Source organism: Streptomyces yokosukanensis (genome assembly GCF_001514035.1).
GTDB classification, from domain to species: domain Bacteria; phylum Actinomycetota; class Actinomycetes; order Streptomycetales; family Streptomycetaceae; genus Streptomyces; species Streptomyces yokosukanensis.
The window spans coordinates 60,502-73,329 of record NZ_KQ948230.1 but is presented as its reverse complement, the minus strand read 5'-3'; the positions used below and the strand labels follow the sequence as shown (position 1 = coordinate 73,329).

Sequence of the window (12,828 nt, the reverse complement as noted above, 5' to 3'; positions counted from 1 at the left end):
TGGGCGAGGCAATGAGGTCACGGTAGCCCGGCCGGTCACGCGCGCTGTGGCACCGCCCGGGAGCCGGGCGATTCAGCCCGAGGACAGCCGAAGCGTCAGTCAGTGGGCGGGTCAGACCCCCGAGCGGTGCCAGGTCCCAGTGTCAATGTCGGTGGGGGATGTCATCCTCGGCACCATGGATCACTCTGCGCAGATCACCGCGTTCACAGGTCTCGTCGGACCGCCGCCCGGCCCGGCGCCCGCCGTCGACTGGGCGGCGGTCGAGGGCTGGCTCGGCACCCCGCTGCCCGGTGACTACAAGGCGCTCGTGTCGGCGTACGGTGCGGCCGAGATAGGCGGCCCGGGTGCGGCGATCCGGCTGCACCCCCCGTGCGTCAGCACCGACGGCCGCTTCGAGTACGCAGCATGGATCGTCGAGACGCACCGGCACTCGGCGATCCGGCCCGGCATGTTCACCGCGCGTCGGCGCCCCTTCCTGCCCGAGGAGGGCGGCCTGCTCGCCTTCGCCACGACGAGGAGCGGCGACCACCTCTTCTGGAACACGGGCGCGTCGGACGACCCCGACGAGTGGCCGGTCACGCTCATGACCACGAATGTGGCAGTCGGGGTGAGCGAGCCCTGGGTGAACTACGAAGTCCCGTTCCTGGAGCTGCTGTTCACGCTGCTGCGCACCGGCGTGCCGCACCCGGGCGAGCCAGGCGGGCTGCTGGGCCCGCTGTCCTCACGGATACGGGTCTGGCCGCCGCTGGCCGGGGCCGCACCCTGGTCGCCACCGCCTGCGGGCACCGCCGTGGACGCGCGGCAGCGCGCGGCGCTCACCGAGGGCTCGGGCCTCGACGCCGTCATGGCGCTGGTTCCACCGCCCCTGGAGCCGTATCTGGGCGAGGGCACATGGGAGCAGGTCTTCGAGCGGCTCGGCACCCGGCTGCCGCCGGACTTCGTGGCGCTCGCGGAGCGGTACGGGGCGAGCAACTGGAGCTGGTGGTTGGACATGAGCGCCCCACTGTCCCTGGACCGGCCACGGGAGCAGGGGCTCGCGGCCACCGTCGAGGGCATGCTTGACGGATACCGCCAACTGCGCGCCGCCCATCCCCAGTACTACCCGATGCCCGCGTGGCCCGAGCCCGGCGGCTTCCTGCCGTTCGCATCGACGATCGACGGGGACCAGATCGGCTGGTGCGCGGACGGCCCGCCCGAGACATGGCGCGTAGCCGTCAACCCACGCCACTGGGACCAAGGACCGCCCCTGCCAGGCAACTTCACGGCGACCCTGCTCACGTGGTTGCGCGGCGGCCCCGCCGAATCCGGCTTCCCCGGCCTGACCGGCCGGGACCTGCATCCGCTGGACGTCATGTTCTTCGAACCGTTCGGGCCGGGCGCGCCGTGGTGAAGGCCCCTCGTCACCACGGGCTGGGGCCTCCGTGGGCACCGTCGGCTGATCATGAGCACCGTCCGAGCAAATCCGGGTGGTCATGAGCACTGACTCAACGATCTGCCGGGGGTCGCGAGGGCTGATTGCCGAGGCGGCATACGGCTTCGGCGCGGCCCAGTACGTTGACGGCTTCTGTGACCTCGGTGCCCTGTTCGCCAAGAACCAGGTCCAAACCGGCCCACACGCAGTGAACGCCCGGTGGATACCGGGCCTTCACATCTGAGTAGCGGGGACAGGATTTGAACCTGCGGTGTATTGACCGAACTAACCCTGACGTTTTCGCAGGTCAGATGGTGTTTCTGTTAAGTTCCGGCAGTGCGTGAAGCAAGAACACATGAACGAGACCTGAAGACCTTTGTGCTGCCCGAGATCGGACGGCTGCAAGCGACGGGGGACGCCTGGGAGCCATATCGGCTCATCGACCCAGAAGGGCAGCGCGTCGAACCGGTTGCGGTCTACTTCAAGGACCTGCTCACCGCAGACAGCCCTGCCACCACTCTGTACTCGTACGGCAACGACCTGCTGCGGTGGTGGCGATTCCTGTGGGCCCACGACATCGCATGGGACCGCGCCGTACGCGAGGACGCTCGGGACTTCACCCTTTGGATGCAACTCGCGGACAAGCCGATGCGCGTGCACTGGCGGCACCGCGGCAAGGATCCCGCCGAGATAGCCCGGCGCAAGCCCCCAACCCGCCGGCTCGCGCCCGGAACGCCGAACCCGGTGACCGGGAAGCCGACCATCGGCAAGAAGTACGCGCCCGCCACCCGGGCCCACTGCGAGACCGTGCTTCGGACTTTCTACGACTTCCATCTCGACCTCAACAGCGGCCATTTGCTGGTCAACCCGTTCCCGCTGGACCGCAACCGCCGCAAGGGACGGTCGCACGCCCACCACAACCCCGCGGACGAGTTCAAGCACGAGCGGACCGGCCGCTACCGGCCGACCGTCCCTCAGCGGATCCCCCGCCGAATACCGGACGACAAATACACCGAGGTCTTCGCCGGTCTGCGCTCGAACCGGGACCGCGCCCTGCTCGCCTTCTGGGTCTCCAGCGCCGCCCGCTCGGTCGAGTTGCTGACGGCGACCGAACGCGACGCCCTGCCCGGCCAGCAGCTCATCGGAGTGATCCGCAAAGGCACCCGGGACTACCAGCAACTGCCCGCGTCCCCCGACGCGTTCGTCTGGCTCCGCCTCTACCAGGAGGAAGCCTGGCGCAAAGGGGTCCCGCGAGGCCGCAACCAACCTCTCTGGTGGACCCTGCGACGCCCCTGGCGGCCACTCAACTACGACGCCGCTCGCGCCATGTTCACGCGGGCGGTTGAACTCCTGGGCGCCAACTGGACGCTCCATGACCTGCGGCACACCGCGACCTACCGCATGACCGAGGACCCCGAAATGTCGCTGGTCTACGTCCAACACATCCTCGGCCACAAGGATCAGAGCACGCTCCAGAAGTACCTTCGCCCGAGCCGGGACGAGGTCATCTCGGCAGGTCTGGCCCACCATGCCCGGCAGGAGGCGAAGAAGAACGCCCCGCCGCCAGCTCCCACCGCCCCTGCCTACAACGAGGACTCCCTCAACACCCTCTTCGGAGGGCTCGTCGCATGACCACCGCAACGCTCACCGCTCCGCCGCAGCCTCCTCGCAAGCTCGCAGGCGCCGAGGCCGCCGCGCTCCTGCAGAGGTTCCCACCGCGTCAGAATCTCGAGTCCTGGTTCATGACCGAGGCCGACACCGACTATGTCCTGGACACCCTCCGACAACACCCCTTCCGCGCCGCAGTGGAGAGCGCCCAGTTCACTCGCATGGTCGGCGCCCGCGCGATCCTGGCCTGGCTCACGACCTTTCCCGGATCGACCTGGCAGGCCAACTGGGACGCCAGCCCGGCAGCGCATTCGACCGCCGGCTGGCACAGCACGGTCCTCGATTGGGCTGCTGCCGAACTCGGCCGACGGCCGACTTCGGCCTGCCTCGCTTCCGGGACACTGGCCTTGATCTGCGCGGACGTCATCCGTCCCTCCCCGGCCTGGCTGGCGGCCAGCTCATCCAACGCCCTGCGCCCAGCCATGGCGGCCGCCCGCGACCCCGAAGGGTTCGCCCGTCTGGAGGCCCAGTTCCCCGCGGCCATCCATTCCACCCGTCACGCCTCCGCAGCCCTCAAGGCCGTCGCCCGCATCCTGGCGGCCTTCGGCGGCCGCGTCGACGACATCGCCGTCGGCGACCTCCTCGTTCTGCTCCAGGAGACCAGTCACGACGCGGCACGCGGCACCCGCATCGCCTACACCGCTCTGCGTGAACTCGGCCAGTTCCCGCCGGACGCCCCGGCGACCCTGCTCCGACTCCAGACCCGCACGGGCCAAGTGACCCCCGCGGCACTCGTGGACCGTTATCAACTGCGCTGCCGACCGGTCCGCGACCTCATCGTCGACTACCTCACCGAACGCCAGCCATCCCTCGACCACAAGTCCCTGATAAGCCTGTCAGCGGCCCTGGCCAGCAACTTCTGGGGCGACCTCGAACGCCACCACGAGGACATCACCTCGCTTCACCTGCCCCCGGAAGTCGCCACCGCCTGGAAGGCCCGCATCAACACGGTCACTCACCGCCGTCGCATGCCGGGCGGCCAGGTCGTGGAGACCACCACACCGCGCAATAGCGCGCCCGCGGTCAAGACCCTCGTCCGGGCCTTCTACCTCGACATCGCCCAGTGGGCCTTGGACGAGCCAGCCCGGTGGGGGCCTTGGGCAGCACCCTGCCCGATCACCGAAGCCGATTGCTCGGACAAAAGGACCAAGCAGCGGCAGAAGACCGCCTCCGACCAGCGGACCCGTGAGCGGCTCCCCGTCTTGCCCGCGCTCATCCGTGTCGCCGACCGCCGGCTCAAGGAATCTCGCGCCCGCCTGGATGCCCTTCACACCACCCCTCTCGGCTCCCAATTCACTGTCCTCGGGGAGACGTTCACGGCACCGAAGAGCACGTCCCGGGCTGGCCTCACCGGCCAGGCATACGACGCCTCGGGCTGCCGGCGTGACCTTGAGGCAGAGGAGAAGCGGGCGTTCTGGGGCTGGGCCACCATCGAGATCCTCCGGCACACCGGCATCCGCATCGAGGAGCTGCTGGAACTCGGCCATCACAGCATCATCCGCTACAAGCTCCCCACCACAGGGGAGTTCGTTCCTCTGCTGCAAATCGCGCCGTCGAAGACAGATCAAGAACGCCTGCTGCTGGTCACTCCCGAACTGGCCGACGTCCTGAGCGCCGTGGTCACGCGAGTCCGTGGCGAGAACGGAGCAATTCCTTCGGTCCCCAGCTACGACGTTCACGAGAAGGTCTGGAATGACCCCATGCCGATTCTCTACCAATGGGATGTCGCGGGCGATAGACGTCCCATTTCTTCTAATACGGTCCGCGATGCCCTCAACGATGTGCTCATGGTGACCGGGCTGACCGACGCCACCGGAAACCCGTTGAAGTTCCAGCCTCACGACTTTCGGCGGATCTTCATCACTGACGCGATCCTCAACGGGCTGCCCCCACACATCGCTCAAGTCATCGCCGGTCACAGTAATATCAACACGACCATGGGCTACAACGCCGTCTATCCGGCTCAGGCTATCGAAGCCCACAGGTCATTCATCGCCCGCCGTCGCAGCCTTCGCCCCAGCAATGAATACCGAGCGGTCACGACGGAAGAGTGGAAGGAGTTCCTGGAGCATTTCGAGAGGCGCAAGCTGGCGCTGGGATCTTGCGGACGAGCCTTCGGGACCGATTGCATTCATGAGCATGCTTGCGTTCGCTGCCCAGTCCTCATCGTTGACCCCAACGAAAGAGGGCGACTCGTCGAAATCGCGACAACCTGAACGACCGGATTGCCGAAGCAGAAAGAGAGGGATGGCTCGGCGAAGTTGAGGGTCTCTCGGTGAGCCGAGACGCAGCAGAAGAGAAGATCATGCAGCTGGACGCGAGGCAGAAGAAGAAGGATTCACCAGTATTCATGGGCATCCCGAGCTTCAGTCAGATTGCCGTTCGGGTCGGATCTGCTGGCGTCTCCAAGATCCCGCTTTGAGATCTGACCCTTGGTAATCACTCCTGAGCCTGCGCGCACCCCTCCACGAGGCACTGACGAGGCCCCTTGCCTCTGCCTACCGGCTTGTGGGCGTCCCACACGCCGTCCATGTCGATGGTCTTCAAAGCATCCCTCATGCGCTTGAGTGCATTGTCCGAGAGTCGAGGATGCTTTTGTGAGCCCATCTCGAAAACGTAATAGCACTTCTGATCCGCGTCGATACCCAGGTGTTGGCGCAAGGCATTTGACTTCGGGGTGCTCAGTCCCAGCTTCTTGGCTAGATCCGTTGCCGACCAGTGGAATGTCTTCTGGAGATCGATTTCGCGGATCGCTGCAGCATCCGTATCGTCGCCTGCGAACCTGACCGGTGGGCCCTTCTTATCAAATCGAACGGCCAGCGTCGGTCCTTCGCCAGAGAATTCAGTGGAAATCTGTTCAAGGGCCGGGAAGACGGCACCCCTGGACTTCCCCTCAACGATCCCCTTCTCTACTCGATCAACGTCTTTCTCGCTGACGAGACTCTCTTCTGAGGCGTGTCCTTCAATCGCCAGGAGGGTTCGGATCCTCGCCCGAGCCTCGTTTCGAGCTCGACGCCCCGGCTGCAAGAGGTCCCGAATCTGAGTGAACTCTTGGTCAATCAGGATGTCGAGCCCCATCGGGGGCTCAGTGGAAATCGGCAGAACGCGCACCGGGAGGCTGTCCGCTAGCCGCTCACCGAAGACGCGATTCAAGAGGTCGTCGAACAGTGTCACGCCGGCGCGAGCGTGGATGAACAGGATCGGTTCGCTTACAGAGTTGAACCAGTGTTGCTCGTCATCGCGCAAGGCGTCGATCGCGCGCAGCGTTCCGGCTTCGGCGTCAGTGATCTTTATGCCTTGCTCTTGACGGGCAAGCTGCAGACATTTCTCGAAACCGATCGATCGCCCAAGGCTCTTATCGAAGACCGGCACATTATTGTGAACCAGCGCCGCCTTCACGAGCATCTCAAATGAATGCTGGAGGCTTAGCAGAACAGATGAGGTGCGGCCTTCCTCATCAATTGCGTTGAACGCGGCCGTCATTCTCTTGAGTGAGGCGATGGCCTTCCGCTTCAGAACCCGAGTTGCTTGCTTCAAGCCTGCCCCCGATCGCGCGACGCTGATCGCATCGAAGCATGGAGGCAGGCACAACGTCCATCGTTATGCAGCCCCGGGTGCCACTAGCGCGCCGGGAAGACGGGCGAGTCTAGTTCAGAGAAGACCTCTGGGTTATGAGCCCAGCGAGCTACCGAGCTGCTCCACCCCGCGTCGGTACGGTGAACTGTACGGCACCGACCCGGATCGGCCCAATCGACTTTCGCCCGCGCTCAGACTGAGCCCCATTGCTCATGATCGACCGACATGGCCTCTGCTCACCCGGTCCGGATTCTGACGTTCCCGCAGAACCAGTGCTCACGGAATTGCGGATCCTACATCACAACGTGCCGATCTGCCATCTGCGGGCCGGAAGGCTCTGGTCATCCTGCGGACGGTATGGCACCCGCACCGAAGCGAGGCACGTCCCTAACGGTGACGTCCAAGCGCAGCCGGATGAAACGAACCGGGTGCCGCCACGCTCCACGGTTCTGAGAGGTGTCGACGTCGATCTCGGCTACCAAGTCAGGCTTGACCAGTACGACGTCAAGTGGGGTACGTGAGCCCCACGAGGTGGTGAACCGTACGCCTTGCCATGGGTGGTCCGGCCCTGCGAGCGTCAGCTGCTCGGCCAGGTGCTGGGCGGCGTCCGGTCGCACCGGCGTGCTCCGCCCTACAGGACGCAGGACCCCGCCCTGATCAAGGCGTCCCAGCAGCAGGGTCTGAGGGCGGCGCGGCGTGCCGGTGATCGCCCCGACGATGGCCTCCGTCGTGTCCCGACGGCGCACCTTGATGAGCGCTCGGGCCCCGGGGAGGTAGCGCTGCTGGCTACCTCGGATCACAAGGCCCTCGATGCCGGGAGCCTGGGTCCAGGAGGTAAACCACTCCTGCGCGAGGGCAACGTCAGTCGTCTCCGGGCACAGTCTCCAGGGGTCACTCAGGCGGTGTTCGGTGAACGTTGCCTCCAGGCAGGCGCGTCGTTCGATGTACGGCGTCCGCAACAGTTCACGCCCATCGATCTGAAGGGCGTCGAACACTACGAAGTGGGCCGGCAACTCCCCAGCAAGCCGGGCAGCGGTCCGTCCCCCGGAGGCCGCACGGCGTTGGAGGGCCTCGAAGGAAAGTCGCTCACCGGCAAGTACGACCAATTCGCCATCCAGAACCAGGCCGTCAGGCAGGCTGGACGCCGCGCCCACCAGGTCAGGGAATCGCGCCTGAATAAGTGCCCCCCGGCGGGACTGCAGCAGGACCGGTCCGGGGGACGGGCAGGGAGTGAACAAGATCGCCCTGTACCCGTCCCACTTCGGCTGAAATATCAGGTCGCCCGGAAGCGCGCTGGGTGGGGGCAGGCTGTTGCGGGCCTGCGCCAGCATCGGTTCCACCGGTGGTCGAAGCACCATGTCACCCCGAAGGGCCAGCCGCCAGCGTGGGCTCGGCGGCCCGGCAGGCCGGGCAGATGATCTTGGCATTACGACCGTATCGGTGAGTCAGCCCTTGGCAGCGTGGGCAGTACCCGACCTCGTCGGGTGCACAGCCCAGCAGGCGTGCCGCGACGGTCCGGTCCGTTTCCGGGTCGATGCGCTGAAGCACCCCGTCCATAAGTGCGAATATATCCGGCCACACTGGGTCGCGCGCACAGCGAGGAGGGTCACGCGAGATCCATACCCAGCTCCGTGTCCGGTCTGCAAAAGGCGCAGGGCTCGATGGTGGGATCGGTGAGCGCGGCTCGTGCCTCGTCTGCTCTGATCGGGTGCGGCGTGCCCTCGATCATGGAGCAATCTGTGAGGTGAATGAGGGCAGGCTCCGGACCGGTCGGGGTGCGCTTCCGCTGCACGACATAGCCGACCCTCGCCTGCGCCGGAGCGAAGGCGGACAGTGAGCCGCCACCCTATACAGGGCGGCTCGGGCGCCGCGCCGGTGGCGCCGGCCGCTCGGCGCGGTTTAGAGCCTTCTGTACGGCGTCGCGCTGAAGGCGCAGGTACCTGCCGACCGTGTCGTTCTCCGCGATCTGCCGCTCAAGGTAGGCGAGGATCGCCCGAAGGCGGGGCGGGTCAGGAGGCAGCTCGGACATGGCGAGCACTGTGCAGCGCTGCCCAGACCCCGGTCCTCCGGCCCTGCCAGTACGGGTGGAACAGCACCTGCGCGGACAGGTGGATGAGCTGGCGCCGCCGAGCGGTCTGCGGTCGCGCGGCGAGCTGGCGGTAGACGGCGCGCCACTCCTCTTGTGCACGAGTGAGGTCGCTGGGGATGGGGCTCATGGCCAGATTCAATCACGTGTTCGATTTCTTGCGCATGTCGTGCCACACCTGTCCGTTTGTTCGTCTCACCGAAGCCGAACGTTCTCAGCGAAGGCTGATCGATGGGCCTCTTCTGCACCGCGGATTGTCATCGCTTCTGCTCGTCCGCCGGGGACGGTTTGCGGTGGCGGCCCCGCCCCTTGCCTAGTGCAGGTCGGTCCCATTCAGCGGTCTTCTCCTCCACCGCCAGTCGCGGATACAGCAACGCTTGCGCGGCGGCCAGGTTTGGGACGATGCCCACGGTCACCCACTGAGTGCCGTTCCACTCCTCGATCGCCCTGGGCGCGCCGGGCCCCACGTGCGCCCCTCGGTGGGGGCCCGAGGTGAGCGGCATCGCGCGCAGCTTCCCCTTGGAGGCGTTCCGGGGCTCCTCGCGCCGCCTCGCCCACTCCTCCAAGGGCTCCTCGTGCATCGCAGCATCGTGTCGCAGGGCCGCCCTCCACCGCCACCCTGGGCCAATACTCATCAGTCCGCACACTGGCACCCTGCCCGTATGCCTGTTTATGGAAGACCGGTTGGAGACATCCGTGATTCTCTATGGTGTCGCGTTATGTCGGTCTTAATCGTTGGTGGCAGCGGGTTCCTCGGAAGCGAGCTGGTCCGTCAGGCGACAGCTGCGGGGCATGTCACGGCCGCGACGTTCGCGACTCGGCCGGGCTCGGTCCCGGAAGCCACCTGGCACGCCCTTGACCTGAGGAGTCCACAGCGTGTGGAAAGTGTCGTTGCTGACCTGGCGCCGTGCGTCATCATCAACGCGACCAGCTGCGCAGCCGACTGGGCGGTGACGGCAGAGGGACCTGTGCGGCTCGCGCTGGCCGCCGCCCGGCGCGGCTGTCGACTGGTCCATGTGTCGAGCGACGCGGTGTTCTCCGGCGCGAGCGTCCACTATGACGAGTCCCAGCTACCCGATCCTGTCACCCCGTACGGCGCGGCGAAGGCAGCGGCCGAGACCGGCGTCCGCCTCGTGTACCCGGACGCCGTCGTCGCCCGTACCTCTCTGATCATTGGCGACCGACGCTCTGTTCATGTCCGGGCAGTGCATGACTTGACGTCGGGCAGGTGGGACGGGGCGCTGTTCACGGACGACGTCCGCTGCCCGGTGCATGTATCCGATCTGGCCGCCGCTCTGCTGGAGCTGGTGTTCTCAGACGCTTCCGGTGTGCGCCATCTTGCGGGGGCCGAGCCTGTCAGCCGTTACGACCTCGGTGTCCTCATCGCTCGCCGCGATGGGCTCGACGTCTCCAGGCTGCGGGCAGGACGGCGCAGCGAATCAGGGATCCCCGGTGGGCTCGACGTCCGTCTCGACTGCCGCGCGACCCAACGAGAGTTGGTCACCTCGCTGCGCGGCGCCCGGGAGTTCCTCGCCGCAGGAACCAACACGCCGAGCAACCCGTAACGGGCCGGCTTCCGGTGCTCTTCCAAACCGTCTGGTGAAAGCCACCGCTCACAGATGGGCTGAACAGCCGACAGCCCCCGGTCCGCGAGGTTCCGGGGGCAAATGGGCGCGGGCTCAGCTGGGGTCAGTTGTCGGCAGGGGTGTCCTCCCTTTCGGTCCTGGCTCGGCGCCGAGCGGCAATGACGGCCGCGGTGCCGCCGGCGACAAGGAGTCCAGCGCCGCCCAGGAGCCACGGGCTGGCGTCGGCGCCGGTGTGGGCCAGGGAGCCGACCGGAGCCGTGGGCGATGCATCATCGGTCGCGTCCTGCACCGGGGCAGCCGAAGGAACGCTGTCGGACGTGTCAGAGGTCGTCGGGCTGGGCCCGGATCCCCCGGAGGTTCCGCTGGTCGGCTTGTCCCCCGGTGCGGACGGGGTATGGGTGGGCTTCTTGGTCGGCGGGGGATTCGGCGAGGTCGAGCGCTTCGAGTTGGTGACGGTCACGGTGACCGGGGCGCCGGGGCCTGCGGTGAAGGTCTTGGTGCGCGTGTATAGGTCGTATCCGGCGGGAGCCTTGGTCTCCTTGATCCAGAAATCGGCCCTCCGGCTGCTCACGGGCAGGTCACCGGTGGCAGTGCCCTTCGGCCCGGTGGTGAGGGTGAGCAGGGTCGTATCGCTGCTGCCGATGTTCACGGTGACGCCGGACAGGAGCTTGCCGGTCTTGTCGTCCTTGGCCTGGAGCAGGACGTGGGCGGACTTGAACGGGGCGACGATGGCCAGGCGGGTGGTGCCGCCGGGCGTGACGATCACGTCCTGGTCGGCGACGACGTCGTAGAGGGGGCTGCCGGCGGCGGTCTCCTTCAACCGGTAGACGCCCGGCGCGAGGCCGGGAAAGGTCAGCGTTCCCTGTGCGTCGGTCGTGCCGTGCCCGGCCTCCTGGCCGGTGGCGTCGAGAAGCAGGTACGAGGCGCCTTGGAGAACGTCTCCGGCCGGATCCTTCGTGGTGAGCGTGACGCTTCCGGCATCGGGTGCCGGGGTCTCGCTCTCGGTGAGGGCGGTGGTGGAGGGCGTCGGCTGGGCGGGCTGTGCGGTAGCTGTCGGTGCCCAGGTAAGGATGCCGGTCAACGCGGCAGCGATGGCAGTGGATCGGAGGGTGCCGCGGACGATACGGGCGTGCACGAAGAGGGGCTCCTTGGTGGTGGGTACTGGCGTGTCAGCGGGTTCTGCTCATGGTCGGCCTCAGGGGCGGCGTGGCGACCGGCGTAAACGGCTTGGGCGGCTTGGCCGTTGTGGCCGCCGCTATGGAGACGTGGTGGCGCGTGAAGAAGGGGATGTCCTTCACGGTGCGCTCTACCGGCTCGATGGAAAGCAGGGAGGCGGTGAAGGCTGCGACCAGGGTGGTGGGCGTCGATGGGGAGAACTGCACGCTCCAGTGGGGTTCATCCGGCTGACCGCCCCAGGCTCGCCAGGACGGCGCGAGGCGGGAGCTGAGGGTCCGGTCGTACTGATGCTGCACCCCGCCAAGGGTGTCTGGGGCGAGGAAGATCTGGGTGCCGTCGGTCTTGACCGTGTGCCTCCAGCCGCGTGCGAGCAGCGGTACGTACGCCTCCTGCGCTGACGTCTGGGACTCGAACAGATGATCTTTGTCGCTGTGTCGGTCTTCGAGGTACAGGTCGAGTAGTTCGCTGTGCACGTCGCCTAGCAGCTCGACGGGCGTGGTGCCAGCGAAGGTGATCTGCCAGGTGGCCGGGCCGAAGGGGTCGCGGTGTGCGGCGGTGATCCACTGCATGCCGCCCCGCCTGTCGGGGTCGGGGACACAGCCGGTACGGAGCCGAAGGCACGGGCTGCATGCGACCGCCCCTTCCTCCACGGAAGGCTGGTGCAGGGACCAGTCGTCGTCGAAGGGGAATGGCCAGATGGCACGAAGGTCGGCCGAGCCGGGACCTGCCAGGTGGCGGGGCAGGACTCGCACCGTCTGGTCGCGGTCGAGGTCTTCGAAGGGGTCGTGCAACAGAAAAGGGTCCTGCCTGTGGGTTGTGATGGTCAGCGGGCTCGCGCAGCCCTACGTTGAGCCGACGGCGACGGGGCCGGCCGCGCCGTTCGGCCCGCAGCGTGGCTGGGGGTGGGTGCCGACCACATGCCGGGGAACCACACGGCGCTGTACTGCTCGATCGCATCGCGCAGGCCGTTGGTGTGGGCGCCTTCCCACGGCACCCAGTCGGGGCGGTCCTTGAACTCCTTGAACGTGCCGTAGCCCGAATTGTGCGGCTGAAGGCCGCGCGTGGAGTCGCGGTGATCGAAGGTCTTGTGATCGGCGAACCGTAGGACGGTGACGTCGAGTTCGCCTCGGTCCTGGTGGAGGGTGGCGATGCGGAGGCCGGTGTACTCGTTGGCCCATTGGGTGGGGCTGAAGTCGATCCGCAGCCGCAGCGGGCCACCGGGTATGGGGGTGGCGTAGTAGGTGTCGCCGACAACGGCACTGTCGGCGAAGGGCAACTCGAGTTCGGCGAAGAACTCGCGGGCGTGCATTGCCACGTGGGTCTCC

The 12,828-nt window shown here is 66.9% G+C and carries 13 protein-coding genes; 5 read left to right on the top strand and 8 right to left on the bottom strand.

Features of this window, described 5'->3' with window-relative positions:
* Nucleotides 1–175 precede the first annotated feature (175 nt).
* The 4 genes from AQI95_RS39600 (at nucleotide 176) to AQI95_RS49475 (ending at nucleotide 5,501) form a co-directional block, all read left to right on the top strand.
* A complete protein-coding gene (locus AQI95_RS39600) occupies nucleotides 176–1,390 on the top strand; it encodes an SMI1/KNR4 family protein (protein WP_244189017.1) in 1,215 nt (404 codons plus the stop codon).
* A 357-nt stretch (nucleotides 1,391–1,747) separates the two neighbouring features.
* The gene (locus tag AQI95_RS39590) at nucleotides 1,748–3,043 is read left to right on the top strand and encodes a tyrosine-type recombinase/integrase (protein WP_067135612.1); all 1,296 of its coding nucleotides are present in this window, start codon (nucleotides 1,748–1,750) and stop codon (nucleotides 3,041–3,043) included.
* Nucleotides 3,040–5,295, top strand: a complete 2,256-nt coding sequence (locus tag AQI95_RS39585) for a tyrosine-type recombinase/integrase (protein ID WP_244189016.1) — start codon at nucleotides 3,040–3,042, stop codon at nucleotides 5,293–5,295. The genes AQI95_RS39590 and AQI95_RS39585 overlap by 4 nt, the downstream gene beginning before the upstream one ends.
* Nucleotides 5,296–5,354: 59 nt before the next feature.
* Nucleotides 5,355–5,501, top strand: a complete 147-nt coding sequence (locus tag AQI95_RS49475) for a hypothetical protein (RefSeq protein WP_244189015.1) — start codon at nucleotides 5,355–5,357, stop codon at nucleotides 5,499–5,501.
* Nucleotides 5,502–5,518: 17 nt separating this feature from the next.
* On the opposite strand, the gene AQI95_RS39580 is transcribed toward AQI95_RS49475, so the two are convergent.
* From AQI95_RS39580 to AQI95_RS39565, 5 genes are all read right to left on the bottom strand, one after another.
* A complete protein-coding gene (locus tag AQI95_RS39580; RefSeq protein WP_067135611.1) occupies nucleotides 5,519–6,562 on the bottom strand; it encodes a hypothetical protein in 1,044 nt (347 codons plus the stop codon).
* A 434-nt stretch (nucleotides 6,563–6,996) separates the two neighbouring features.
* Nucleotides 6,997–7,986, bottom strand: coding sequence for an ATP-dependent DNA ligase (locus tag AQI95_RS39575; RefSeq protein ID WP_244189022.1), 990 nt, complete (start codon nucleotides 7,984–7,986; stop codon nucleotides 6,997–6,999).
* A 275-nt stretch (nucleotides 7,987–8,261) separates the two neighbouring features.
* Complete coding sequence (locus AQI95_RS49470) at nucleotides 8,262–8,447, bottom strand: DUF6233 domain-containing protein (RefSeq protein WP_244189014.1); 186 nt, start codon at nucleotides 8,445–8,447, stop codon at nucleotides 8,262–8,264.
* Nucleotides 8,448–8,664: 217 nt separating this feature from the next.
* Entirely contained in the window at nucleotides 8,665–8,871 is a 207-nt protein-coding gene (locus tag AQI95_RS39570) for a hypothetical protein (RefSeq protein ID WP_067135609.1), read from the bottom strand.
* A gap of 127 nt (nucleotides 8,872–8,998) precedes the next feature.
* Nucleotides 8,999–9,322: a DUF6087 family protein gene (locus AQI95_RS39565; RefSeq protein ID WP_067135608.1), complete on the bottom strand. Its 324-nt coding sequence runs from the start codon at nucleotides 9,320–9,322 to the stop codon at nucleotides 8,999–9,001.
* 138 nt (nucleotides 9,323–9,460) lie between these two features.
* On the opposite strand from AQI95_RS39565, the gene AQI95_RS39560 reads away from it, so the two are divergent.
* Nucleotides 9,461–10,306 carry an SDR family oxidoreductase gene (locus AQI95_RS39560; protein ID WP_067135607.1) on the top strand — a complete coding sequence of 282 codons (846 nt, stop codon included), beginning with the start codon at nucleotides 9,461–9,463 and terminating at the stop codon, nucleotides 10,304–10,306.
* Nucleotides 10,307–10,430: 124 nt separating this feature from the next.
* Here the strand turns inward: AQI95_RS39560 and AQI95_RS39555 are convergent, their stop codons facing one another.
* The 3 genes from AQI95_RS39555 to AQI95_RS39545 all read right to left on the bottom strand — a co-directional run bounded on the left by AQI95_RS39555 (nucleotide 10,431) and on the right by AQI95_RS39545 (nucleotide 12,812).
* The gene (locus AQI95_RS39555; RefSeq protein ID WP_067135606.1) at nucleotides 10,431–11,462 is read right to left on the bottom strand and encodes an MSCRAMM family protein; all 1,032 of its coding nucleotides are present in this window, start codon (nucleotides 11,460–11,462) and stop codon (nucleotides 10,431–10,433) included.
* A gap of 34 nt (nucleotides 11,463–11,496) precedes the next feature.
* Complete coding sequence (locus AQI95_RS39550; protein WP_279617049.1) at nucleotides 11,497–12,153, bottom strand: SPDY domain-containing protein; 657 nt, start codon at nucleotides 12,151–12,153, stop codon at nucleotides 11,497–11,499.
* Between the two features lie 173 nt (nucleotides 12,154–12,326).
* Nucleotides 12,327–12,812, bottom strand: coding sequence for a hypothetical protein (locus AQI95_RS39545; RefSeq protein WP_341849503.1), 486 nt, complete (start codon nucleotides 12,810–12,812; stop codon nucleotides 12,327–12,329).
* Nucleotides 12,813–12,828 lie beyond the last annotated feature (16 nt).